At 73.8% G+C, this 24,217-nt stretch carries 23 protein-coding genes; 6 read left to right on the forward strand and 17 right to left on the reverse strand.

Annotated elements, in window-relative coordinates:
* Positions 1–108: 108 nt before the first annotated feature.
* Positions 109–294: a PspC domain-containing protein gene (locus ACWD4P_RS16315; protein WP_359831831.1), complete on the reverse strand. Its 186-nt coding sequence runs from the start codon at positions 292–294 to the stop codon at positions 109–111.
* Between the two features lie 335 nt (positions 295–629).
* On the opposite strand from ACWD4P_RS16315, the gene ACWD4P_RS16320 reads away from it, so the two are divergent.
* Positions 630–1,997: a hypothetical protein gene (locus ACWD4P_RS16320; protein WP_449780023.1), complete on the forward strand. Its 1,368-nt coding sequence runs from the start codon at positions 630–632 to the stop codon at positions 1,995–1,997.
* 95 nt (positions 1,998–2,092) lie between these two features.
* On the opposite strand, the gene ACWD4P_RS16325 is transcribed toward ACWD4P_RS16320, so the two are convergent.
* On the reverse strand, positions 2,093–2,680 hold the full coding sequence (locus tag ACWD4P_RS16325; RefSeq protein ID WP_449780024.1) for a hypothetical protein: 588 nt from the start codon (positions 2,678–2,680) through the stop codon (positions 2,093–2,095).
* A gap of 148 nt (positions 2,681–2,828) precedes the next feature.
* Between ACWD4P_RS16325 and ACWD4P_RS16330 the strand changes: the two genes are divergently transcribed.
* Positions 2,829–3,509, forward strand: coding sequence for a PhzF family phenazine biosynthesis protein (locus ACWD4P_RS16330; RefSeq protein WP_449780025.1), 681 nt, complete (start codon positions 2,829–2,831; stop codon positions 3,507–3,509).
* Positions 3,510–3,565: 56 nt separating this feature from the next.
* Here the strand turns inward: ACWD4P_RS16330 and ACWD4P_RS16335 are convergent, their stop codons facing one another.
* From ACWD4P_RS16335 to ACWD4P_RS16350, 4 genes are all read right to left on the reverse strand, one after another.
* Complete coding sequence (locus tag ACWD4P_RS16335) at positions 3,566–4,084, reverse strand: VanZ family protein (protein WP_359829064.1); 519 nt, start codon at positions 4,082–4,084, stop codon at positions 3,566–3,568.
* A gap of 197 nt (positions 4,085–4,281) precedes the next feature.
* Entirely contained in the window at positions 4,282–4,614 is a 333-nt protein-coding gene (locus tag ACWD4P_RS16340; protein ID WP_359829063.1) for a hypothetical protein, read from the reverse strand.
* Positions 4,611–6,155 carry an ATP-binding protein gene (locus ACWD4P_RS16345; RefSeq protein WP_449780026.1) on the reverse strand — a complete coding sequence of 515 codons (1,545 nt, stop codon included), beginning with the start codon at positions 6,153–6,155 and terminating at the stop codon, positions 4,611–4,613. The genes ACWD4P_RS16340 and ACWD4P_RS16345 overlap by 4 nt, the downstream gene beginning before the upstream one ends.
* Before the next feature lie 63 nt (positions 6,156–6,218).
* The gene (locus tag ACWD4P_RS16350; RefSeq protein ID WP_030257458.1) at positions 6,219–6,896 is read right to left on the reverse strand and encodes a response regulator transcription factor; all 678 of its coding nucleotides are present in this window, start codon (positions 6,894–6,896) and stop codon (positions 6,219–6,221) included.
* A 380-nt stretch (positions 6,897–7,276) separates the two neighbouring features.
* On the opposite strand from ACWD4P_RS16350, the gene ACWD4P_RS16355 reads away from it, so the two are divergent.
* Complete coding sequence (locus tag ACWD4P_RS16355) at positions 7,277–8,146, forward strand: SigE family RNA polymerase sigma factor (protein WP_449780058.1); 870 nt, start codon at positions 7,277–7,279, stop codon at positions 8,144–8,146.
* 203 nt (positions 8,147–8,349) lie between these two features.
* On the opposite strand, the gene ACWD4P_RS16360 is transcribed toward ACWD4P_RS16355, so the two are convergent.
* The 5 genes from ACWD4P_RS16360 to deoC all read right to left on the reverse strand — a co-directional run bounded on the left by ACWD4P_RS16360 (position 8,350) and on the right by deoC (position 13,027).
* A complete protein-coding gene (locus ACWD4P_RS16360) occupies positions 8,350–8,988 on the reverse strand; it encodes an ATP-binding protein (RefSeq protein ID WP_449780027.1) in 639 nt (212 codons plus the stop codon).
* Between the two features lie 47 nt (positions 8,989–9,035).
* Positions 9,036–9,446 carry a hypothetical protein gene (locus ACWD4P_RS16365; RefSeq protein WP_449780028.1) on the reverse strand — a complete coding sequence of 137 codons (411 nt, stop codon included), beginning with the start codon at positions 9,444–9,446 and terminating at the stop codon, positions 9,036–9,038.
* Between the two features lie 212 nt (positions 9,447–9,658).
* Positions 9,659–10,561, reverse strand: coding sequence for an aldehyde dehydrogenase family protein (locus ACWD4P_RS16370; protein WP_359829060.1), 903 nt, complete (start codon positions 10,559–10,561; stop codon positions 9,659–9,661).
* Positions 10,554–12,035, reverse strand: a complete 1,482-nt coding sequence (locus tag ACWD4P_RS16375; RefSeq protein WP_449780029.1) for an aldehyde dehydrogenase family protein — start codon at positions 12,033–12,035, stop codon at positions 10,554–10,556. The genes ACWD4P_RS16370 and ACWD4P_RS16375 overlap by 8 nt, the downstream gene beginning before the upstream one ends.
* Positions 12,036–12,040: 5 nt before the next feature.
* Complete coding sequence (deoC, locus tag ACWD4P_RS16380) at positions 12,041–13,027, reverse strand: deoxyribose-phosphate aldolase (RefSeq protein ID WP_449780030.1); 987 nt, start codon at positions 13,025–13,027, stop codon at positions 12,041–12,043.
* Between the two features lie 106 nt (positions 13,028–13,133).
* Between deoC and ACWD4P_RS16385 the strand changes: the two genes are divergently transcribed.
* The 3 genes from ACWD4P_RS16385 (at position 13,134) to melC2 (ending at position 15,687) form a co-directional block, all read left to right on the forward strand.
* Entirely contained in the window at positions 13,134–13,814 is a 681-nt protein-coding gene (locus tag ACWD4P_RS16385) for a PH domain-containing protein (protein ID WP_359829057.1), read from the forward strand.
* Positions 13,815–14,413: 599 nt separating this feature from the next.
* Positions 14,414–14,812: an apotyrosinase chaperone MelC1 gene (gene melC1, locus ACWD4P_RS16390; protein WP_359829056.1), complete on the forward strand. Its 399-nt coding sequence runs from the start codon at positions 14,414–14,416 to the stop codon at positions 14,810–14,812.
* A gap of 47 nt (positions 14,813–14,859) precedes the next feature.
* Positions 14,860–15,687 carry a tyrosinase MelC2 gene (gene melC2 / locus ACWD4P_RS16395; protein WP_359829055.1) on the forward strand — a complete coding sequence of 276 codons (828 nt, stop codon included), beginning with the start codon at positions 14,860–14,862 and terminating at the stop codon, positions 15,685–15,687.
* A gap of 114 nt (positions 15,688–15,801) precedes the next feature.
* Here melC2 and ACWD4P_RS16400 read toward each other — a convergent pair whose 3' ends face one another.
* The 6 genes from ACWD4P_RS16400 to ACWD4P_RS16425 form a co-directional block, all read right to left on the reverse strand.
* Positions 15,802–17,520 (reverse strand): phospho-sugar mutase, encoded by a 1,719-nt coding sequence (locus ACWD4P_RS16400; RefSeq protein ID WP_449780031.1) that lies wholly within the window; start codon positions 17,518–17,520, stop codon positions 15,802–15,804.
* A gap of 190 nt (positions 17,521–17,710) precedes the next feature.
* Entirely contained in the window at positions 17,711–18,532 is an 822-nt protein-coding gene (locus ACWD4P_RS16405) for a purine-nucleoside phosphorylase (protein WP_359829820.1), read from the reverse strand.
* A gap of 141 nt (positions 18,533–18,673) precedes the next feature.
* Positions 18,674–19,753 carry a C40 family peptidase gene (locus ACWD4P_RS16410; protein ID WP_359829821.1) on the reverse strand — a complete coding sequence of 360 codons (1,080 nt, stop codon included), beginning with the start codon at positions 19,751–19,753 and terminating at the stop codon, positions 18,674–18,676.
* Between the two features lie 17 nt (positions 19,754–19,770).
* On the reverse strand, positions 19,771–20,253 hold the full coding sequence (locus ACWD4P_RS16415) for a poly-gamma-glutamate biosynthesis protein PgsC/CapC (RefSeq protein WP_063349074.1): 483 nt from the start codon (positions 20,251–20,253) through the stop codon (positions 19,771–19,773).
* Positions 20,250–21,839: a poly-gamma-glutamate synthase PgsB gene (gene pgsB / locus ACWD4P_RS16420; RefSeq protein ID WP_449780032.1), complete on the reverse strand. Its 1,590-nt coding sequence runs from the start codon at positions 21,837–21,839 to the stop codon at positions 20,250–20,252. Before pgsB ends, ACWD4P_RS16415 begins: the two co-directional genes overlap by 4 nt.
* Before the next feature lie 28 nt (positions 21,840–21,867).
* Positions 21,868–24,147 carry a HAMP domain-containing protein gene (locus tag ACWD4P_RS16425; RefSeq protein ID WP_449780033.1) on the reverse strand — a complete coding sequence of 760 codons (2,280 nt, stop codon included), beginning with the start codon at positions 24,145–24,147 and terminating at the stop codon, positions 21,868–21,870.
* Positions 24,148–24,217 lie beyond the last annotated feature (70 nt).

The following is a 24,217-nucleotide window of genomic DNA, read 5'->3' on the forward strand; positions in this document are numbered from 1 at the left end:
AGCTGGGTCTCGTGGGCGCCGGCCAAGGCGGGCCTCCTGTTCCGGAGTTCGTTCGGGGTCTTCCGGGGCCTTCCGGGGTCTTCCGGGAGCGGGCGCCGGGGCCCGGGCTCACGGCTCCTGGGGGAGCAGCAGCCAGAGGATCACGTAGAGCAGGATCCCGGGGCCGGGCAGCAGCCAGGAGACCAGGAAGATCACGCGCATGGTCGACGGGGTGAGGCCGAAGCGGTCGGCGAGCCCGGCGCAGACGCCGGCGATGACGCGGTTGTGGCGGGGACGGGCAAGACGGGAACTCATGCTCTTCTCCGTACGGTGGCGGCCCGGTCCGGCCGGTCCGGCGGGCTGCCTCCATCCTCCGCCGCCGCCCGCCCCAAGTCCTCAGCCCGGCAGGTGATTCTCCACCCCGAAGGGTCACCGGGGAGGCGTAGCCGGATGTCGGGGTCCCGTCAGGGTGGCCCTGAGGAACCGGGGGGCGTCCTCGGTCCGGAGCGCCGGAGGGGGCTCGATAGGATGCTGCCGATCGCGGTCGGCCGGGGGGCGGACGAAAGCCCGACTTCGTCGTGAAACGACCTCTCGTGCAAGCGGTTTCACGTCCTGATGGGTTCTGTCCCGCATTCTCCCGTGAGGTTGGATTGCACACTCGGCATCGCAGATTCCTGACCGCGACCGCCGCCGTCACGCTGGCCTCCGGCCTGGCCGTCGCCGGGACCCCGGTCGGCTTCGCCGCGCCGCAGCCCGTCGCGGTGTCCCCGGGCACCCAGGGCCGTTCCTCGCCGGTCACGGTCGCCCTCGCCGGCGTTCCCGGCACCCTCAGCGCGGGCGGTGCGCCGGTGGAGTTCACCGCGACGCTCCGGAACACCGCCGACCACCGGCTGGACGTCCGGTCCCCGGTCTTCGTCCTGGCCGACACCGGTGCCGGCACCGGGCCGGGCCACTTCAGGCTGGAGTACCGGCCACCCGGCGGCGCCGAGTGGCAGGACGCCCGGGCGAACGGCCTCGCCACCGGCGGCCGCTGGGTGCTCGACCGGCCCGCCGCGCTGTCCCTGGCGGCCGGCGCCGAGGCCGTCTACCGGCTGCGGCTCACCGTCACCGCCGACGCCCCGGCCGGGCGGGTGACCGCGGGCTTCACCGCCGCGGTCTCGGATCCGGCCCTGCCGCCGGACCAGCACACCGGCGACGCGGACAGCGGCCGCCCGGACCTGCTCATCGTCCCGGCGGTGGTACCGACCGCGGCGCCGACCACCCCGGCGGCCACCGCCGAGGTCGGGTTCGACGGCGTGCCCATCCTGTTCACGGTGGGCGGGGAGGCCAAGCCGTTCAGGCTGCTGCTCGCCAACCACAGCGGCAAGGAGCTGCGGGTCGTGCCCGCGGTCGTGTTCCGGGGGGAGCACGAACTCCCCGCGGACACCGTCAGGTTCGAGTTCCGTGCCGCGGACGGGCAGTGGTGGGGCGCCACCCCGGGCGGCTGCTCGCAGCGCACCGACCGGCTCTGCTTCGGACTGCGGGCCGGGGACCGGGACTCCGGCGTCATCACCCTCGCGAACGGCGGGAGCCGCACCGTCGAGCTCCGGCTGGCCTTCACCGAGGACGCGCCGATCCTGTTCGAGTCCCTGGTCGCCGTCTCGGACACCGTGCCGGAGCCGGGCGAGGGCGCGGCCGAGTCGGTCGGCCCGGCGGCCGACTTCATCACCGTGGCCGCGACGAGTGCCACCGCCGCGCCCGCTCCGGCCGTCCCGGACCCCGGCCCGGGCGAGGCGGCACCGGAGCCGTCCACCGCCCCGGTGGTCACGGTGGCGGTGCCCCCGCTGGCGTCGAGCCCGGCGGACGACGCGCACCCGGCCGCCGCCGCGGTCCCGACCGCCGGCACCCGGCTGGCCTCCACCTCCGGCGGCGCGGCCTCGCGGCCGCTGGCGGTCACCGGGGTGGCCGCGATCGCCATGGGCATCGGCACCCTGGTGGTGGCGCGGCGCCGCAACCGCGTCCGGAGCGGCGGCAACTGAGCCCCGCACGCCGGAAGGCCCGGCCGTCCCCGCTCGGCGGCGGGTGACGGACGGGCCTTCCGGCGTGCGCGCGGTGGGCGCGCGGAGCGCTGCGCTCAGCCGGCCGGGTTCTGCGGCGGCTGCGGCTGGGCGTACGGGTTGTCCGCCACCGGCTGCGGCGGGACGCCCGGCTGGTACGGCGAGGCGCCGTGCGGCGGGGCGGGCGGGGCGGCCAGCGGCGCGACCGGCGGAGCGGGGACGCCGGCCGGCGGCGGGACGGGCGCGCCCGGCTGCGCGGCGTACGGGGCGTTGGGGTTGTACGGGGCCTGCGGGGCGTTGGGGTTGAACGGCGCGCCCGGGTTGAACGACCCCTGCGGGGCGCCCGGGTCGAACCCGGCCGCGGCCTGGGCGGGCTGCTTCTTGGCGTTGCCGCGCTCGACGAGTGCCTTCACCGAGGCGACGATCATGCCGATCGGCAGGATGAACACCTTGAAGAAGATGTAGTAGGTGCCGCCCTCGAAGACGAACGCCAGGTAGTAGGCGTACCCCAGGAATCCGAGGCCGAGGACGACGTTGAGGATGCGCAGGCCGACCTTCAGCCCTCCGGCGGCGGCTCCGAGGGCCACCATGATGACGCCGCTGAGCGCCAAGAGCACGACGTACCACGAGAAGAGCGGTTCGACGCTGAAGTCCAGATTGTTCAAGACGGTTTCCTGGGAGGGGAAGAAGAGAAAACGGCGGGCGCCGTTCGGGGACGAGAGCGCAGAGTACTGGAGGCGGCCGACATTCGTCGCCGCCTTTGCGTCACGGTGTCATTGCGCTGTTCCGGCGCGGCAGCAGACGAGGTGGGAAATGACGGAGTTTGAGGTGCTGCGGGTTTTTTGCGGGCCCGACGGGAGCCACGGGAACGCGCTCGGGGTGGTGCGCGACGGCGCCGCCGTGCCGGAGCGCGCGGACCGGCAGCGGATCGCGCGCGAACTCGGCTTCAGCGAGACGGTGTTCGTCGACGACCCGGAGCGCGGGGAGATCGACATCTACGCCCCGTCGGTGCGCCTGCCGTTCGCGGGCCACCCCTGCGTGGGCGCCGCCTGGCTGCTCGGCGTGGACCGGCTGGTCACGGCGGCCGGGGAGGTGGCCGTGCGGCGGGCGGACGGGCTGGTCCGGATCGCGGCCCGGCCGGAGTGGGCCCCGGCCCGCACCCTGCGGCAGTACGGTTCGGCGGCCGAGGTGGAGGCGCTGGAGGTGCCGCCGCCGGGGGAGTGGGTCTACGCCTGGGCCTGGCGGGACGATGCGGCCGGCACCGTACGGGCCCGGGCCTTCCCCGGGCGGGGCGACGGGATCGACGAGGACGAGGCGACCGGTGCGGCCGCCCTGCTGCTGGCCGCGCGCCTCGGCCGGGAGCTGGCCGTCACCCAGGGCCGGGGCTCGCTGCTGCTGGCCGGTCCGCGCGGGGGCGGGCTGGTCGAGGTCGGCGGCCGGGTGGTCCGGGCCCCGGGCACGGCTCAGCCGGCCGGGGGCGTCGGCTCGGCCTAGCTAGGGCGTGTCTGACAATTCCCGCCGGGCGTGCGACGCCAAGTGTCAGACACGCCCTAGGCGCGGCGGCGGGCGGCGGGCGCGACCGGGGCCACGGTGGCGACCGAGGTGACGGCCGCGACCGCGCCGACGGCGGTCACCGGCGGTGCGGAGCGCACCGCCGGCCGGGGCGCCCGCGGCCGCCGGTCCCGCAGCAGGTGCCGCAGGCCGGGGACGAGCGCGAGGTGGGCGACGGCCACGCCGACCACGGCGAGCAGGATGTGGTCCACGTTGAGGACGTGCCCGGGGGCCCAGGAGGAGAGGAACTCCAGCACGGTCGCCAGCATCGCGGAGACGCCGGTGGTGCGCAGGAAGGAGGGCAGCCAGCGGGCCCGGAGCCGGCCGCCGGCCAGCGGCAGCAGGATCCCGAGCGGGGCCAGCAGCAGGAGCTCGCCGACCACCTGCCAGCCGCTGGAGGAGCGGAGCGAGGCGAGCGGCGTCAGGTTGGCGTCGTACACCCAGGCGACCGGCAGTGGTCTCAGCACCAGCCAGAGCACCAGCGCCAGGTGGCCGGTGAGGCCCGCCAGTCCGGCCAACCGGAGGGGACGGTGGACGGCCGCCGCCGGGCTGCTCTCGGTCCCCGCGCCGGAACGCTCGTCGCGTGTCCTGGTGCCATCTCGCTGCACGGGAGGGAGGACGTGGACCGACTGCACGTCGGTTCCACACCGGGCGTGAACATTCCCAAACGCGCCCCCGAAGTCCCTTCCCGCCCCCTTCCCGCCCCTTCTCCGGCCTACTTGCAGGCCGAGGCCGTCGGCACCGCGCCGAACACGTTGTCCGGCGGAGGACTGCCCGGTGCCACCGGGGTGGGCGACGGGCTCGGGCTCACGGCCGCCTTGGTGCCGCGGGTCGGGGACACGGTCGGCGCCGGGCCCGGCGGGGTGACCAGGGCCGCCGGTATGTGCGGGGTGGTCGGGCAGGCCGTCCGGCTGGCGGGCGCGCCGGCGTCGACCGGTACGGCGGTCGGCCGGATGCCGCAGCCGGACGCCAGCGCGAGCAGCAGCAGCACGCCGGCGCCGCGGCGCAGGACGGTGCGGGGGGAAGCGGTGTCGGTCGGGGTGCTCACGTGGCGTCCTTGTCCTCGGCGGCGTCGCCGGCGGGGCGGCCCTCGGCCTCGCCCGCGGACGGCGGAGGCGGCGGGGCCAGCGGCAGCGTCAGGGTGAACACCGCGCCGACCTCCCCGTTCGCCGCCGTGATCGTCCCCCCGTGTATCCGGGCGTTGGCCATCGCGATCGACAGGCCGAGACCGCTGCCCTCCGAGCGCGCCCGCCCCCGGTCCGCCTTGTAGAAGCGGTCGAAGACGTGCGGCAGCACGTCCTCCGGGATGCCCGGGCCGCTGTCGGAGACCTCGATCACGACCGACTCCCCGTCCTGCCGGACCTTGACCCTCACCGGCGAGCCGCCGTGCTTCAGCGCGTTGCCGATCAGGTTCGCGAAGACCACGTCGAGCCGGCGCGGGTCGACCACGGCCAGGATGCCGCGCGGGGCGTCCAACTCGACCGCGTCGTACCAGGCCCGCCCGTCGATGCAGGACATGATCAGGTCGGCGATGTCCACCTCGTCGGCGACCAGCTTGGCGGTGCCCGCGTCGAAGCGGGTCACCTCCATCAGGTTCTCCACCAGGTCGGACAGCCGCCGGGTCTCGCTGACCACGAGCCGGACGGCCGGCTCGATCATCGGGTCCAGAGACTCGGCCTCGTCCTCCAGGATGTCCGTCACGGCGGTCATCGCGGTCAGCGGGGTGCGCAGCTCGTGCGACATGTCGGCGACGAAGCGCCGGCTCTGCGCCTCGCGCGCGCTCAGCTCCTCGACCTGCTCGTGCAGCGACTCCGCGGCCCGGTTGAAGGTCCGTGCCAGGTCGGCCAGCTCGTCCGAGCCCTCGACCTCCAGCCGGGTGTCCAGACGGCCCTCGCCGAGCCGCCGGGCGGCGTCCCCGAGCCGCTTGACCGGCCGCAGCACGGTCGCCGAGGCGGCCTGGGCGAGCAGCGCCGAGCCGATCAGCGCGAGCAGCGTGGCGATCGCCAGCGACCAGCCCAGCGTGTTGAGGTCGGCCCGCTCGTTCTCCAGCGACTTGAACATGTACGCCGTCGGGCCGTTCGGCACCACCTTGGTGCCGCCGATCACGAACGGCCGGCCCTCCAGGTTCTGCCGCTGCCAGTACAGGTGGTACGGGTACGGGTTGTTCTCGGTGACCTCGCGCGGCCGGGCGACGGTGGACTGCAGCGCGGTCGGGACGTCGGCCAGCGTGAAGTGCGTCGGGTCGGAGGAGGCCGGGCACTCCGGGTGCGCCGGGTCGACGATCACCACGTCGTACGTCAGCCCGGAGCTGGCCACGGTGGATGCCAGCCCGGCCAGCTCCTGGCAGGTCGCGTTCAGCGGCAGCTCGGAGACGTTGCGGGTGAGCGAGACACGGAAGTCGTTCAGCGCGGTGTCCTGGGCGCGCTTGAGCACGGCGTCGCGGTTCAGCCAGTACGCGATGCCGGAGGCCGAGACGGCGGCGAGCAGCGCGACGGCCGCGAACACCGCGATCAGCCGCACCCGCAGGGAGCGCAGCCGACGCCACCGGCCCGTCGAGAACCGCCGGGCAGTCGTCTGATGGTCAGTCACAAGAGCCTGTCGTGGTACGGGAGTTCCAGGGGCGGGTGAGGGGCTGGTCGGGGGCGGGCGGGATCAGGCCGGCGGGTCCAGCCGGTAGCCCACCCCGCGCACGGTGCGGATCAGCGTCGGCGCGGACGGCACGTCCTCGACCTTGGCCCGCAGCCGCTGCACGCACGCGTCCACCAGGCGGGAGTCGCCGAGGTAGTCGTGCTCCCAGACCAGCCGCAGCAGCTGCTGGCGGGAGAGCGCCTGGCCGGGCCGGCGGCTGAGCTCCAGCAGCAGCCGCAGCTCGGTCGGGGTGAGCTGGAGGTCCTGCCCGTCCTTGGTGACGGTCATCGCCGCGCGGTCGATCACCACGCTGCCGTAGGCGGAGGAGTCCGAACTCTCCCGCTCGCCGCGGCGCAGCACCGCCCGGATCCGGGCGTCCAGCACCCGCGGCTGCACCGGCTTCACCACGTAGTCGTCCGCGCCCGACTCCAGGCCCACCACCACGTCGATGTCGTCCGAGCGGGCGGTCAGCAGGATGATCGGCAGCTGGTCGGTGCGCCGGATCCGGCGGCACACCTCGAAGCCGTCGATGCCGGGCAGCATCACGTCCAGCACGATCAGGTCGGGCCGCTGCTCCTTGAAGAGGCGCAGACCGTCCTCGCCGGAGGCGGCGGTGGCCACGCGGTGGCCCTGGCGGGTGAGGGCGAGTTCGAGGCCGGTCCGGATGGCGTCGTCGTCCTCGATCAGTAGGAGGAAAGGCACGGCCCCATTTTGGCCCACCGGCAGCGCCGAATCACCCCCCGGACCGCCCACCGCTCCCCCGGGAACCGGAACGCGTGCCACCGGCGTCCGGTACGGAGGGAGGCGGACCAGGACATTCGGCCCGCTCCTGTGACACCCCTGTGACAGTCGGCGGACAGCGCCATCACAACCGGCGGGCAGGATTTTCCGTGTCGCCGCAGGACAGCGGGCCGCAAGGCCGGCTGAAGGGCGGCTACCGGAACCGCTCGTACCGACCCAGGGGGCGCACGATGAACGCCATGCTTCAGACCCGGACCAACCCGGCTGTCCGCACCGCGCGTTCGTCAGCCACGTCCCACCGGACCCGGTTCGAGGTCAGGACCGACGAGAACTCCGGTGCCGTGACCGTGCGGGGGTGCGCGCACAGCACCGGTGGAAACCCTGGCGCCCGTCGGGTGAGCGGCGGCGGCAGGACGGGGGAGTTGTACGGGATCGGCCGTCTGGGGAGTTCGGCCGACTCCGGCACCACCCTCACGCTGCGGGGAGTCCTCCCCGTCCGCGTCGAGGGCAAGGACGCCCCGGGCAACCGGGGGACCGGGGGGAACGGTCTGCGGACGTTCGGTTCGGGGGAGCCGGACAGCCGCGAGGCCGCCGGTGCGACGCTGCTGCGGCTGAACCCCGCTGCGGCCCGCACCACCGAGGCCGCACAGGGAGGCGCGCAGGGGGAGCACCCGGCCGTCGCGGAGGACCACATCACGGAGTTCACCGCGTACGTGCGCGAGCGCCGCGCCTCCCTGTACGCCACGGCCTACCACCTGACCGGTGACCGCTACGAGGCCGAGGACCTGCTGCAGAGCGCGCTCTTCAGCACCTACCGGGCCTGGGGCCGGATCACCGACAAGGCCGCGGTCGGCGGGTACCTCCGCCGCACCATGACCAACCTGCACATCTCCGCCTGGCGGCGCCGCAAGGTCAACGAGTACCCGACCGAGGAGCTGCCGGAGACGGCCGGCGACACCGACGCGATGGGCGGCACCGAGCTGCGCACCGTGCTCTGGCAGGCGCTGGCGAAGCTTCCGGAGAACCAGCGCACGATGCTGGTGCTGCGGTACTACGAGGGCAAGACCGACCCGGAGATCGCCGACGTGCTGGGGATCAGCGTCGGCACGGTCAAGAGCAGCATCTGGCGCGCCCTGCGCCGGCTGCGCGAGGACGAGCACCTGAACAAGTCCGGCGACACCGTCCGGGCGTTCGGCGAGCTGGTCGCGTAACGAGGACTCCCGTCGGGGGACGGGAAGCGGACGGTCACGGTCCGGGGGCAGCGGCTCGGGGGAGCACGCCCGTGGGGGAGCCGAGGACCGTTCGGGAAGGCGACGGCCCGGTGCGGGGGAGACGCACCGGGCTTTCGTCGTGCTCGGGGGCCGGACGCGAAGGCTCCGGCCGGGCCGGCGCGCGGGCTCCGGCGGCGCGGGGTTCAGGCCGCGGAGAGCTCCGTCGTCCGGGCCGCGGCGCGGATCCGCCGCTCGGCCTCCGGGCCGGCGCACGCGTACGAGCCGAGCGCGACCTGCCGGCCGACGATGGACCGCTCGGCCCGCATCAGCCGCAGGCCCCGGCGCAGCAGCACCGGCAGCGACTTGCGGCCCTCCCGGACGTCCCGGCGCAGCCGGCGCCAGGCCGTGGTGAGCGCGCCGTTGCGCAGGCACAGGGCGTCGCCGAGGAGGTCCTGGTCGGCGCACTCGGCGGCGATCTCGGCGGCGAAGATGCCCTCCGCTATGAACGCGCCCGCCCCGTCCAGCTCCAGGCCGCGGGTGCCGATGCGGCCGTTGTCCGGGATGGAGTACACCGGGACGTCCGTACGGCCGTGCTCGTACAGGGAGCGGATCGCGGCGACGGCCTGGTCGCGGTGCCACGCGAGCGGGGAGTCCCAGTCGACGGCGCCGTCCGGCAGCCGCGGCAGGGTCGGGTCGTCCCCGTCCTTGTAGAAGTCGTCGAGCTGGAGCACCGGAAGGCCGCTGCGCTCGGCGAGCGAGGACTTCCCCGACCCCGAGGGCCCGGAGAGCAGGATCACCCGGGCATGCCCGGTCGGTGCGGGGTTCATGGGGGAGTCACTCACGGGACACCAGTCTGACGCATCCCGGCCGGTTGCCGAAACCGGTCGGCTCACTCCTTCCTGGTCGCCTCCGGGTCGGTGAGGGCGGCGTGCAGCAGCGGGAGGTAGCGGCTGTCGACCTGGAGGTAGACCGGCTCGCCGCCGCCGGGCGGCCGGTACCCGGTGGCGGCCCAGTCCTGGCTGTGCCAGGTGTCGGGCTCGGGCTCGTGGAAGGTGCCTCCGGCGGGCAGGTCGAGGCGGCCGAGGGCGAGGGAGCCGAAGGCGGCCGTCGGGGCGCCCGGAGTGATGCGCAACTTCCCGTTGACGTAGGCGCGCTGCCAGCCGGGCCGGTCGGAGCGGGCCGAGCACGGCACCCGCACGGACTTGCCCGAGGCCAGCCGCCTGCGGGTGCGGGACACGTGCCACTTCCGGAGGAAGCCGTCCGCGAACAGCGGCATCAGCTCGGCGATCAACTCTCCCACGGCTCCCCCTCGTTCGTTCCCGGTACGGACGATTCTGGTCCGCGGGCGCCCGCGCCGGGACCGCCGAAGGTCGCCGCGCCCGGCGACGAAAGTCGACGGACCCGCGCCAGGGGGGGAGAGGCGCGGGTCCGTCCAATGACCGTCCGGGCCCTGGGGGGGTGAGGGCACTGGGGACGGCCAGTCTGTGGAGTTGTTACCCGGAGCGGCGGAGGTCAGATCCCCTTCGGGTGCCAGACCGTCTTCGTCTCCAGGAACGAGAGTAGCCGTTCCGTACCGGGCGCATTCGTCCAGTCCTGGGCGAACGGGTCCAGCTGCGGACGGACCACCCTCTTCAGGGTATCCGCGGCGGCGGCTTCCAGCGCCTTCGCCGCGCCGGGGCCGTCCTCGGCGATGGCCCCGGTGAGGTCCAGCGCGTTGACGTCCTGGTGCGAGGCCAGGGTGGGGGCGATGTCCGCCGTCCGGCCCGAGACGATGTTGACCACGCCGCCCGGGACGTCCGAGGTGGCCAGCACCTCGCCCAGCGACAGCGCGGGCAGCGGGGCGTCCGCGGCGGCCGCGACCACGACCGTGTTCCCGGTGGCGATCGCCGGGGCGATCACCGAGACCAGGCCGAGCAGCGAGTGCCCGTACCCGGCCTGCGGGGCGACGACCCCGACCACGCCGGTCGGCTCCGGGGTGGAGAGGTTGAAGTACGGCCCGGCGACCGGGTTGGCGCCGCCCGCGATCTGGGCGACCTTGTCGGTCCAGCCCGCGTACCAGACCCAGCGGTCGATCGCGGCGTCCACCAGGGCGGCGGCCTTCTTCGGGCCGATGCCCTCGGAGACGGACACCTCGGCGGCGAACTGCTCGCGCCGGCCCTGGAGCATCTCGGCGACCCGGTAGAGCACCTGGCCGCGGTTGTACGCGGTGGTGCCGGCCCAGCCCTTGACCGCCTTGCGGGCGGCCAGGACGGCGTCGCGGGTGTCCTTGCGGGTGCCCAGCGGGGCGTTGGCGAGCCACTCGCCCTTCGAGTCGGTCACTTCGTACACCCGCCCGCTCTCGGAGCGCGGGAACTTCCCGCCGACGTACAGCTTGTAGGTCTTGAAGACGTCAAGACGCGTGGCGACATCAGACATCGAGGTAGGCCTCCAGACCGTGGCGGCCACCCTCGCGGCCGTAGCCCGACTCCTTGTAGCCGCCGAACGGCGAGGTCGGGTCGAACTTGTTGAAGGTGTTGGCCCAGATCACGCCGGCCCGGAGCCGGTCCGCCATCCAGAGGATGCGCGAGCCCTTCTCCGTCCAGATGCCGGCGGAGAGGCCGTACGGGGTGTTGTTGGCCTTCTCGACCGCCTCGGCGGGGGTGCGGAAGGTCAGCACCGACAGCACCGGGCCGAAGATCTCCTCCTGGGCGATCCGGTGGGCCTGGCTCACGCCGGTGAACAGGGTCGGCTTGAACCAGAAGCCGGTGCCCGGGAGCTCGCAGGCCGGCGACCAGCGCTCGGCGCCCTCGGCCTCGCCGGCCTCGGTCAGCGCGGTGATCCGGGCCAGCTGCTCGGCCGAGTTGATGGCGCCGATGTCGGTGTTCTTGTCCAGCGGGTCGCCGACCCGCAGGGTGGCCATCCGGTGCTTCAGGGCGTCCAGCAGCTCGTCCTGGACGGACTCCTGGACCAGCAGGCGCGAACCCGCGCAGCAGACGTGGCCCTGGTTGAAGAAGATGCCGTTGACGATGCCCTCGACCGCCTGGTCGACCGGCGCGTCGTCGAAGACGATGTTCGCGGCCTTGCCGCCCAGCTCCAGCGAGAGCTTCTTGCGGGTGCCGGCCAGCTGCTTGGCGATGGCGCGGCCGACCGGGGTGGAGCCGGTGAAGGCGACCTTGTTGACGTCCGGGTGGCCGGTCAGCGCGGCGCCGGTGCGGCCGTCACCGGTGACGATGTTGACGACGCCCTTCGGCAGACCGGCCTGGCGGCAGATCTCGGCGAAGCGCAGCGCGGTCAGCGGGGTGGTCTCGGCCGGCTTCAGGACGACCGTGTTGCCGGTGGCCAGCGCGGGCGCGACCTTCCAGGCCAGCATCAGCAGCGGGAAGTTCCACGGGATGACCTGGCCGGCCACGCCCAGCGGCTTCGGGTTCGCGCCGAAGCCGGCGTAGTCCAGCTTGTCGGCCCAGCCCGCGTAGTAGAAGAAGTGCGCGGCGACCAGCGGCAGGTCGACGTCGCGGGTCTCGCGGATCGGCTTGCCGTTGTCGATCGACTCCAGCACGGCCAGCTCGCGGCTGCGCTCCTGGATGATCCGGGCGATCCGGAACAGGTACTTGGCGCGCTCGCTGCCGGGCAGCGCCGACCAGTCGGCGAAGGCCCTGCGGGCGGCGGCGACCGCGCGGTCCACGTCCTCCTCGGTGCCCTGGGCGAACTCGGCGAGCACCTGCTCGGTGGCCGGGTTGACCGTCTTCAGGGCCTCGTTGCCGGAGGAGTCGACGAACTCGCCGCCGATGAAGTGGCCGTAGGAGGTGGCGATGTCGCCCGCGGCGGCGGGGGACTCCGGCGCCGGGGCGTAGGCGAAGAGGCCGCCGGCGGGCTTGGCCACGGGCTCCTCGGTGTTCTTCTTCTTGGCCATGGTGATCAGTCCACCGTCACGTAGTCGGGGCCGGAGTAGCGGCCGGTGGCCAGCTTCTGGCGCTGCATCAGCAGGTCGTTGAGCAGGCTGGAGGCGCCGAAGCGGAACCAGTGCGGGGTCAGCCAGTCGTCGCCGAGGGTCTCGTTGACCATCACCAGGTACTTCATGGCGTCCTTGGTGGTGCGGATGCCGCCGGCGGGCTTGACGCCGACCTGGACGCCGGTGGCCGCGCGGAAGTCGCGGACCGCCTCCAGCATCAGCAGGGTGACCGGCGGGGTCGCGTTGACGGCGACCTTTCCGGTGGAGGTCTTGATGAAGTCGGCGCCGGCCAGCATCGCCAGCCAGGAGACCCGGCGGACGTTGTCGTAGGTCTGCAGCTCGCCGGTCTCGAAGATCACCTTGAGGTGGGCGGAGCTGCCGTCCGGGCGCTTGCACGCCTCCTTGACGGCCACGATCTCGTTGTGGACGTCGAGGTAGCGGCCGGAGAGGAAGGCGCCGCGGTCGATCACCATGTCGATCTCGTCGGCGCCCGCGGCCACCGCGTCGGCGGTGTCCGCGAGCTTGACCGGGAGCGCGGCGCGGCCGGCCGGGAAGGCGGTGGCCACCGAGGCGACCTGGATGCCGGTGCCCTTCAGGGCGGCCTTCGCGGTGGCGACCATGTCCGGGTAGACGCAGATGGCGGCGACGCGGGGGGTGGTCGGGTCGGTCGGGTCGGGGGTCCTGCCCTTGGCGCACAGCGCGCGCACCTTGCCGACCGTGTCCGCGCCCTCCAGCGTGGTCAGGTCGATCATCGAGATCGCCAGGTCGATGGCGTACGCCTTCGCCGTGGTCTTGATCGAGCGGGTACCGAGAGCGGCGGCACGCGCCTCCAGGCCGACCTGGTCGACGCCGGGCAGGCCGTGCAGGAAACGGCGGAGCGAGGCCTCGGACGCCGCAACGTCCTGGAGGCCGCTGCCCGCAACGCCGAGGGCATTGGCTGCAACAGTGGACATAGTCACCAGAGCAGCATATCTACGCGCGTAGTGGGCCGCCAGGGCGCCTGCCATTCGTGGCCGGACCGAGACCTCCGGACGAGGGGCATGGGGCAGAATCGACGCCATGACCGATTCCGACGACAAGCCCCACCGGAACCCCGCCGACCCCGACGGGGACGCCGAGTACGCGGACCGCGTGTACCGCTCCGTCCCCGGCGCGATCTCCGGAGTGCTGCTGCTGGTCGTCGCGGCCTGGCTGATCGGCGACGCGGTGCTGAGCGGCACCGGGAAGACCCCGTACGTCTCGCTCGCCGCGGTGCCGGTGTTCGCCTTCCCGGTGATCGCGTACACGCTGCGCCCGGTGGTGCGGGCGGGCCGTGACCGGCTGGTGGTGCGCAACCCCTGGAGGACCGTCGTCGCGCCGTGGGCCTCGGTGGAGGCGCTGCGCGCGGGGTACTCGGTCGAACTGCTCGCGGGCGGGAAGAAGTACCAGGTCTGGGCGGTGCCGGTGTCGCTGCGCCAGCGCAAGCGGGCCACCCGGGCGCAGCGCCCCAGCGCCGCCGAGCACGCCTCCCGGACCGGCCTCGGGCTGGGGATGGCCAAGCGGACCAACCCGGTCGTCCAGGGCTCGCCCGACCCCACCCGCGCCTGGTCCGACCAGGTCACCGCAGTCCTCCAGGAGATGGCCGAGCGCAACGCCTCCCGCCCCGCCGCGGCCGGCCCGGTCGAGGCCCGCTGGTGCTGGTGGGTCATCGCCCCCACCCTGCTCGGCCTCGTCGCCCTGATCACGGTGATCGCGGTCTGAGCCGGAGGCGCGCCCCGGGCGCCCCGACCGCCGCACCTCGCCCCGCCGGATCGTGTCCGGCGGGGCGAAGTGCTGTCCGGGCGACGTGCTGTCCGGATCGGGTCGGTCCGGGCGCGGGGGTCGCCGCCCGTGGCGACGAACCCGGACATCGGGGACTCCGGGTGGGCGAGTGGGGCGAATCCCCGGGGCGGGGCGCGGGCGAAGGGCCGGGCGCCGCCTGCCGCATCCCGCCATGTTCCGGGTGTGAGCCGCGTCGCCGGGAGCGCGCCGTGCGGGAAGGTCTGCGGGGAGGGCGGGGCAGTTCCGGAAGATCTTTCGAAAGATCGCCTGCGAGCGGTTGGAAGGTGAAACTTCCTCGCGGCTGATGATGAGCATTCGACAAATGGGCTGACCGGAAAATCGCACAACCCTCTTCGCATTCGTCATGCGCCCGTTACGAACCGCCCACATCCCTTGAAAGTATGACTGTGGGGCGGATTGACCATGGAATTGCCTTCCATGGCGGGGGTTTTGGGTCTGTTTGCCAATCCGACCTCGTGAAGAAACGTTTCTTTCATGTGGGCGCCTCGTTTCTTCGAGGCGCCGGAGGGGGTTTCACCATGTCCGAAATCAACGACACCGCGCAGCTGACCCGGCGACGGATGCTCCAGGGCGCGGCCCTGGCGCTCACCGCCGCCGTCGGCACGGGCGTGCTGGCCGTCGCGGGGCCGACCAGCAAGCCCGCCACCGCCTCCGACCTGGGGGAGAACGACCACTTCGACGAGCTCTTCCAGGGCCGGCGCATCCAGGGGCAGCCGAGTGCCCACGGCGGCCACCACGGCGGCGTCGGGTACACGGTGCTGATCGACGGCCAGGAGCTGCACATGATGCGCAACGTCGACGGCACCTGGATCAGCGTCATCAACCACTACCAGACCTTCCCCACCCCGCGCGCGCTCGCCCGCGCGGCCGTCAAGGACCTCCAGGGCGCCACGCTCGTACCGATCTCCGTCGCCTGAACCGGACCCACCGCACGTCCGGACCACCCGCCCACCGAGGAGGAACCATGGCAGTCCGCAAGAACCAGGCGAACCTGACGGCCCAGGAGAAGCGCGCCTTCGTCGACGCCGTGCTGGAGCTCAAGCGGCTCGGCCGCTACGACGGCTACGTCGACTCGCACAACTACTTCATCATCAACGACAGCGACACCGGGGAGCGGGTCGGGCACCGCTCCCCGTCCTTCCTGCCCTGGCACCGCCAGTTCCTGCTGCAGTTCGAGCGGGACCTGCAGAGCGTCGACCCGAACGTCACGCTCCCGTACTGGGACTGGACCGTCGACCGGTCGGCGACCTCGTCGATCTGGGGTGCGGACTTCCTGGGCGGCAACGGCCGCAGCGGCGACAACCAGGTGACCACCGGCCCGTTCGCGTACAGCACCGGGAAGTGGACGCTGAACGTGCGCCCCGACAGCCGCGACTACCTGCGCCGCGCGCTCGGCACCGCGGTCTCCGCGCTGCCCACCCGGGCCGAGGTGGAGAGCGTGCTCGCCATGACCGTCTACGACGCCGCCCCGTGGAACAGCTCCTCGGACGGCTTCCGCAACAACCTGGAAGGCTGGCGCGGCCCCAACCTGCACAACCGGGTGCACGTGTGGATCGGCGGCCAGATGAACTCCGGGATGTCCCCGAACGACCCGGCGTTCTGGCTGCACCACTGCTTCATCGACAAGCTGTGGGCGGAGTGGCAGCGCCGCAACCCCGCCTCGGGCTACCTGCCCGCGGCGGCCACCGCCAACGTGGTCGACCTCGGCAGGACGATGAAGCCCTGGAACACCACCACGCCGGCCCAGCTGCTGGACCACACCGCGCTCTACACCTACGACACCGGCTTCTGAGCCGCCCCGGTGCGGCCCCGGCGGAGTGCCGCCCGACGCCGTGGCCGTCCGGGAACCGCGCCGCCCCGTCGAGCCGTGCTCGACGGGGCGGCGTGTCCTGCGGTGCCGGGCGGGTCAGATGCCGGCGGCCTCGGCGAGGTCCCGCTTGACGGCGGCGAGCAGGTCGGCTGCGCGCCCGCGGGCGGCGGCCAGGTCGGCCGCGGAGGCGACCGGCAGGACGACCTCCAGGTAGCACTTGAGCTTGGGCTCGGTGCCGGAGGGGCGGACCACGATGCGGGCGGAGCGGACGCCCTCGCCGGCCAGGTAGTAGCGCAGGCCGTCGGTGGGCGGCAGGTCGGCGGAGCCGGCGGACAGGTCGTCGGCGCGGGTGACCCGGAGGCCGGCCAGGACGGTCGGCGGCTGCTCGCGCAGGCGGCGCATGGCGTCGGCGATCAGCGAGAGGTCCTGGACCCGGACGGAGAGCTGGTCGGTGGCGTGCAGGCCGTGCTCCAGCGCCAGGTCGTCCAGCAGGTCGGACAGGGTGCGGCCGGACTTCTTGAGGGTGGCGGCGAGCTCGGCGACCAGCAGGGCGGCGGTGATGCCGTCCTTGTCCCGGACGCCCTGCGGGTCGACGCAGTAGCCCAGCGCTTCCTCGTAGCCGTAGCGCAGGCCCTCGGCGCGGGAGATCCACTTGAAGCCGGTCAGCGTCTCGGCGTAGCCCAGGCCCGCGGCCTCGGCGATCCGGCCGAGCAGCGTGGCGGACACGATGGTGGTGGCGAAGGTGCCCTCGGCCTTCTTCGCGACCAGGGCCGAGCCGAGCAGCGCGCCGACCTCGTCGCCGCGCAGCATCCGCCAGCCGGCCGCCCCGCTGCCGCCGCCGGCCGCGTTGCCGTTGGCGGGGACGGCCACCGCGCAGCGGTCGGCGTCCGGGTCGTTGGCGATCACGATGTCCGGGCCGACGGCGGCGGCGGTGCGGAAGGCGAGGTCCATCGCCCCCGGCTCCTCCGGGTTGGGGAAGGCCACGGTCGGGAAGTCCGGGTCGGGCTCGGCCTGCTCGGCGACCACGGTCGGCGCGGGGAAGCCGGCCCGGCGGAACGCGGCGACCAGGGTGTCGCGGCCGACGCCGTGCATCGGGGTGTACACCACCTCCAGGTCGCGCGGGCCGTGCTCGTCGACGATGGAGACGGCCCGGGCCAGGTAGGCCTCGACGACGTCCTCGCCGAGCACCTCCCAGCCCTCCTCGGCGCGCGGGACCTCGTCCAGCGAGCCGATCGCGTCGATCTCGGCGGCGATCCCGGCGTCGGCCGGCGGGACGATCTGCGAGCCGTCGCCCAGGTAGACCTTGTAGCCGTTGTCCTGCGGCGGGTTGTGGCTGGCGGTGACGGTGACGCCGGCGGCCGCGCCGAGGTGGCGGACGGCGAAGGCGAGCACCGGGGTCGGCAGCGGGCGCGGCAGCAGCGCGGCGCGCAGGCCGGCGCCGACCACCACGGCGGCGGTGTCGCGGGCGAAGTCGTACGACTTGTGGCGGGCGTCGTAGCCGATGACGACCAGGTCGCCCAGGCCCTGCTGCTTGACGTAGGCGACCAGGCCGGCGGCGGCCCGGATCACCACGGCGCGGTTCATCCGCATCGGGCCGGCGCCGAGCTCGCCGCGCAGGCCGGCGGTGCCGAACTGGAGGCGGTCGGAGAAGCGCTCGGAGAGGTCAGCCCAGGCGAGCTTGCCGTCGGTCTCGGCCTCCGGGGCCTCGGCCCGGGCCAGCAGGGCGGAGAGCTCCTCGCGGGTCTGCGGGTCGGGGTCCTCGGCCAGCCAGGTCCGGGCCCGGGCGAGGAGGTCGGGGTTGAGTGCCTGCGTCATGCCAGCTCCATCGGGAAGTGCGTCGGTGTGTCGGCCGGAGGTTCCGCTGTGGGTCGGGAGGGTTCCGCTGTGACCGGGGGTTCCGCAGAGAGGGGGGTCACGCATGCGGACGGGGCCCACGGGAGGGCGTGATCAGCGGATCACGCCGCCCGTGGGCCCCGTCAGTCATGATTCTGCGCCTGGCGGGGCGTCAGATCCGCTCAAGGACCTTCGCCAGCAGCTCGCCCATGCGCTCGGCGGAGGCCTTGCCGGCCTCCAGCACCTCGGCGTGGTTGAGCGGCTCGCCGGTCATGCCGGCGGCCAGGTTGGTGACCAGGGAGATGCCGAGGACCTCGGAGCCGGCCTCGCGGGCGGCGATGGCCTCCAGGGTGGTGGACATGCCGACCAGCTCGCCGCCGATCACCCGGGCCATGTTGACCTCGGCCGGGGTCTCGTAGTGCGGGCCGCGGAACTGGACGTAGACGGCCTCGTCCAGGGACGGGTCGACCTCGAGGCACAGCGCGCGCAGGCGCTTGGAGTAGAGGTCGGTGAGGTCGACGAAGTTGGCGCCGACGATCGGGGAGTCCGCGGTCAGGTTGATGTGGTCGCTGATGAGGACCGGCTGGCCGGGGGTCCAGCCCTGGCGCAGGCCGCCACAGCCGTTGGTCAGCACGATGATGCCGCAGCCGGCCGCGGCGGCGGTGCGCACGCCGTGGACGACGGTGGCCACGCCGTGGCCCTCGTAGTAGTGGTTGCGGCCGAGGAAGATCAGGGCGCGCTTGTCGCCGATCTTCACCGAACGGATCTTGCCGGCGTGGCCGGCCACGGCGGGGGCGGGGAAGCCCGGGAGCTCGGTGACCGGGAACTCGGCCACGGTCTCGCCCAGGGCGTCGGCGGCCGGCACCCAGCCGGAGCCCATCACCAGGGCGACGTCGTGCCGCTCGGCACCGGTCAGCTCGCGCAGGCGCTCGGCGGCGGCCTGGGCGGCGGCGTAGGGGTCGGCGGAGACGACCGACTGAGGAGAAGCGTTCACGGGTCCGAGGATAGACGGGTTTCGGCTACGCGCGTAGAAATTCGTCCGCGGCATGCCGGATCGTTACCCGGTTGACCCGAAAACACGGCTCGGCGGTGCCGTACGGGTCGTCGGGCCGTCGGTTCCCGCACGGAGCGGGGTTCAGAGCCGCTTCGCGTTGCGCAGCCCCTTCGCGTACATGCCGTTGTCGTCGAGCCGCGAGGTGCCGCCCTTGTCGCCGAAGGTCGGGCCGTCCGCCTCCTCCCGGCTGGAGATGTACCGGGGGTGGCCGTCGGTGTCCAGGCCCAGGTAGATGCCGACGTGGTCGAGCCGGGCGCCGGTGCGCGCGTCGATCTCGAAGAACACCAGGTCACCGGGTTGCAGCGGGTCGAGCGAGGCCGGACGCAGGGTGGTCTCCGAGCCGGGGGCGGTGGCCAGCGGGATCACCGGGACGCCGGGGCCGACCCGGGCGAAACCGTTGGCGGTGCGCGGCAGGCCGGGACCGGCGACGTCCTTGGAGAGCAGCGGGTAGCCGGAGCGGTAGCCGTACACCATCCGCACGAAGCCCGAGCAGTCGAAACCCCCGTAGCGGGTCTTGTCGGGCTGCTTGGTCACCTTGTCCGCGAACGTGTACGGAACGCCCAGGTAGTCGAGGAAGTCGGTCTGTTCCAGCCGCAGGTCGTTGCCGGCCGAACCGTTCGGATTGAGCGGGCCGAAGGAGGCGTCGCCCTTGAACCGCACGCCCTTGGCGTCCTTCTCGGCGGGCGCGCCGGTCATGTACTGGGTGGCCACCGCCAGCACGTCGTCGGCGGTGGAGCCGAGCGACTGCTGGAACCAGGTGCGGAACCAGCCCTCCTGCTCGGCGCCCGGCTTCCACGGCTGCGGCATCAGCCGGACCCAGTTGTCCGTCACCACGGTGGCGGTGGTGGTGCTCGGCTCGGCGAAGGTGCGGCCGGGGCCGGTCAGCACGGCGGTGCGGGCGTTGTCGGTCAGCGTGGCGACCACGCCGCCGCGGGCGTCCCGGACCACCGTGCGGTCCGGGCCGGACAGCCGCTCGTAGCGGTACCCGGCCGGCGAGGCCGTCCCGGTCGGGGCCGGCGGCGGGGCGGCGATCAGCGGCGCGCCGCTGCCGGCCGCCGGCTGCCGGTCGCGGTCCCGCAACTGGACGGTGAGGTAGCCGCTGGCGGCCAGCAGGGTCACGGCGAGGCCGCCGCTGAGCAGGGACTTGCGGGTGACGGGCATGGGGGCTTCCGTGGGGATCAGGTGCCGGGCAGGGCGCCGAGCAGCACGCCGGCGGTCAGCACGACGTAGTTGGCGAGCGTCACCGTGCTGGTGGCCATCAGGGTGGCCGCCCGCGGCTGGCGGACCAGCTGGTAGGCGATCAGGCCGGGGACGATGAAGCCGAGCGTCTGGTTGGCGTACAGGGTGGGCAGTTCGCGCTGGAGGACGAGCATCACGGTGGCCTGGAGCAGCACGCCGATCAGCACCACGGCGGCGAACAGGCGCTTGCCGTAGAGGATCACCAGCTTCTGGACGACCCGGGTGGCGAGGTAGGTCAGCACCGTCACGCCGATCACGATGGCCACCCGCTGGAGGTCCTCCACCAGGGTGAGGGCCAGCCAGCCGGGGGTGATCATGCCGCCGGGGGAGAGGTTGGTGGTCAGGTAGCAGACCAGCGAGAAGACCAGGCCGAGCGCGATGCCGATGGCGGCGATCTCGGGGGTGAGCTCGGTGGGGATCACTGCTGGTCTCCGTAGTGGGTCGGGCGGTGGTGGGGGTCGTACCAGGAGTCGGGAATCGGTTCGGGGCGGTAGACGGGGTCGGTGGCGGCCGGTTCGGCGTGGCCGGGGTCGGCGTGGGCCGGTTCGGCGTGGCCGTACTGGACGTAGCCGGGCTGGGTGTGGCCGTACTGGACATAGCCGGGCTGGGCGTAGCCGTGGTCGGTGTACGCCGGGTCCGTGTACGCGGGCTCCGCGTACGGCGGTTGCGCGTACGCCGGTGCGCCGTAGGCCTGGTCCTGGTACGCCGGCTGCTGCCAGGGGGCCGGTTCGGCGGGGGAGGGTTCGACGTACGCGGGGTCGTGGTAGTCCGGCTCCGGGTAGAGCGGTTCGGGTTCGTGGTAGGCGAACTCCGGTGCCTCGCCGTCCTCGTCGGGCTCCAGCCGGGTGAGCTCCTCCAGGAAGAGCTCGCCCTGGCCGTGGATGTTGCCGACCGCCACCAGCGAGGAGTCCGGCCCGAGTTCGGCCAGCAGCTCGGTGGTGAGCCGGGCCGGGTCGCGCTTGTCGCCGCCGAGGTCGACCACCCGGCCCGACCAGTCCGCCGGGATGCCGTCCCGGGCGCTCTTGGTGGGGTGGCCGATCAGGAAGACCGTCTCCGGGTCGAGGTCCGGGACGATCTGGCCCATCTGGCCGTTGCGTTCCACCCGGTCGGGGCGGCAGTTGATCACCACACTGAGCGGGCGGTGGATCGCGCCGAGGCCCTCCAGCTGGCGGACGTTCATCAGCGTGGACTCGGGGTCGTTGGCGGCGAAGACGTTGGCGAAGCGCAGCCGCTTGCCGTCCGCCGTCCGGTAGCGCTCGACGGAGAGCACGCCCGGGTCCGGCGGGGCCGCCCACATGCCCTGGAGCGCGGTCTGCCGCTCCACACCGAGGAGTTCGGCGACGGCGAGGGCGATCGCCACGTTCTCCTTGAAGGTGAACCAGCTGAACCCGCGCAGTTCCTCGTCGGTCACCGACTCCGGGTCCACCAGGATCAGTCGGCAGTCCCGCCTGGCCGCCTCCTCGCGGAGGATGTGCGCGCGCTCCTGCTCGGCGGTCACGCACACCCCGCCGACCGGCATCGAGCGGGACAGCGAGCGCGCGACGTCGTCCAGGGTGGGGCCCATCTCGGCGAGGTGGTCCTCGCGGACGTTGCACAGCACGCCGATCGTGGACCGGATCAGCTTGGTCTGGTTGACCTCCTGGAGCGCCGGCATGACGGCCATGCACTCGATCACCAGGGCGTCCGGCCGGTAGGTGGCGGCCCGGCGGACGATGCCGATCTGCTCCACCACGTTGGCGATGCCGAACTTGCGGTAGACCGGCTCCTCGGTGGCGTCCGGGTGGATGAAGCGGGCCGCGGTGCCGGTGGTCTTGGCGACCGTCACCAGCCCGCCGCCGCGCAGCGCGCCCGCGCACAGCCGGGTGATCGAGCTCTTGCCGCGGATGCCGTTGACCAGCACCCGGGTCGGGATCTGCTCCAGGGCGGTGAAGTGCCGGCGCTGCTCGACGATGCCGGCCACCAGCAGCACGGTGCAGCACACCAGCAGCACGACGTAGAGGAAGAGCACGGGAGGTCCTTCGGGCGGGGGCGGGGGCTCAGCGGGCGGTGGTGGTGGAGGCCGGGGCCCGGCCGGGTGCGGACGGCCGGTGGCCGGTGCGTCCGGCCTGGTCGGCGCGCACCAGCTCCTGGCGGATCAGCTCCAGGCTGCGGGCGACGGCGCCGACCTCGTCGTGGTGGACGGGGTAGAGCACGGTCCGGCGGTCGCCGGCGGCCAGCGCCTCGGCGCTCGCGGCGAGCCGGCGCAGCGGCAGGCCGACGGCGATGAACAGCCAGCCGAGGCAGAGCGCGGCGGCGGCCAGGCCGAGCATGCCGGCCAGCACCACCCGCCGGTCGGCCCGGTTCTGGTCCAGGTGCAGCCAGGCCACCGGGTGGGCGGTGACCACGGACCAGCCGAGCTTGGCCACGCTGCCGTTGCCGCCGAGCGGGGCGGCGGCGAACAGGGCCGGGTCGCCCCCGTCGCGCAGCACGTCGGCGGCGGCGGACTTCCGGGCGGCGGTCAGGACCGTGCGGGCCCGGCCGTCCGGCAGTTCGCCGAAGGAGCTGTAGCCCTCGTTGGCGGCCAGCACCCGCTGCCGGTCGTCGACGAGCCAGACCCGGCCGAGGCCGGGGCGCACCAGCAGGGAGCCGAGGAAGTCGGTCTTGAACTCGCCGACCAGCACCGGGCCCTTGGGCTCCGGGGCACCCTCCGCGGCGCCGTCCTTGGCGCCGTCCGCCTCGACGTCGGCCGGGGCGGCGCCCAGGGCGGCCCGGGCGGCGATCCGGGGCTCCTTGCCGGAGCTGTTGAGCAGCAGCACGCCGCTCGCGCCGAGCGCCTCCGGGCCGGTGCGGTGCGGGGTCTCGCCGGCCCGGGCGAGCACCTCGCCGTTCGCGCCGAGGACGTAGAGCGCGCGGTAGCGGTCGTGCTCGGCGAGGGTGGCGCGCAGCAGGTTCTCGGCCTTGCCGACGGAGGCCTCGGCGAGCGAGGGGGCGAGCGAACGCAGGTCCGCGTAGCCCTCGTTGAGGGCCTGGCGGATCCGGTCGGCGGCGGTGTCGGTGCGGTCGCGCTGGCCGGCCACCACCTGGGTGGGCACCCGTACGCCGGAGTCGTTGCCGCCGAGGAGGAGCAGCGGGCCGGACCAGCCGAGCACCAGGACGGCGCAGAGCGCGAGCGGCAGCGCGGTGCCGGGACGGCGCCCGGCGGCCGGGGCCGGGGCCGGTCGGCGGTCGGGGTCGCGCAGCTGGAGCCGCAGCTCCTCCAGCGCGCGGGCGATCCGGGCGGTCTCGCCGCGCTTCGGGCCCCGTACGGGCTGCTCCAGGTGCTCGCCGCGGGTGAGCCGGCGGGACTCCAGGAACAGCCGCAGCAGCGGGCGCTGGAGGCTGCGGCTCAGGTACCAGGCGAGCAGCAGGGCGAGGACGAGCAGGGCTCCGGCGGCGGCCAGGCCGAGGGCGGGGTGGCGCAGGCTGCCGGGCTTGCCGTCGACGGTGCTGGTGGAGACCACGGTGAGGCCGAGCGGGGCGGCAAGGTCGTGCCCGTCGGGGTTGGCGACGGCGGCCCAGCCGACGACCCGGCGCACGCCCTTGTCGTCCGCGCTCCCGGTCAGGCTGCCGGCGGCGGTCTCGCCGGGGACGGGGCGTTCCCGGGCGGCGCGCTCGCGGGCGGTGGCGACCACCTTGCGGTCGGGCTCGGCGGTCAGCGCGGCGCCGGTGGTGTCCAGGACGGCGCCGGAGGCGTCGAGGACCTGGATGGTCTGTTCCTTGCGGGTGGCGATGCCGGGCAGCCGCAGGTTGTCGGAGGCGACCAGCAGCGCGCGGCCGTCGGCCTTGGTGGCGACCAGGGCGAAGGTGAGCAGCCGGGTGCCGGTGGTGGAGGGCACCAGGACGGGCGCGGGCGCGGTGTCGGTGACCTTGGTGAGGTCGAGGCCGCCCAGCGGGACGGTCTCGCCGCGGGCGGCCAGCAGCCGGCCGGTGTCGGGGCGGACCACCGCCGTGCCGCGCCACTTGTGGTACGCCTGGCCGAGCGCGCTCAGCACCTCGGCGGGCTCGGCGGGGGCGCTCTCGTACCGGGCGGCGGCCCGGCGCAGGTCGGTGGTGCTCTCGTGCAGTCCGGCGCGCAGTGAGGTCGCGGTGTCCTGGGCGGCGAACTGGTGGGACTCCCGGACGGCCTGCGGGGTGTCGTCGACCCGCAGCCCGCCGACGGCCAGGGCGGTGATCGCGGCGACGGCGAGCAGCAGCACCAGCAGCAGCGCGATGGGCGGACGGATGCCTCCGAGCAGCGGCATGTCCGCCCGGCGGCGGGAGCGGTGCTGCCGCGGCGGGGTGGGTGCCGTGCCGCTCACAGGGGCCTCGTTCTCCTCCGGGCCCGGCGCCGCCCGTTCCGGGAGGTCCGTGGCCGGCCTTCTCGGTCAA

This window comes from Kitasatospora sp. NPDC002543, from assembly GCF_053594915.1.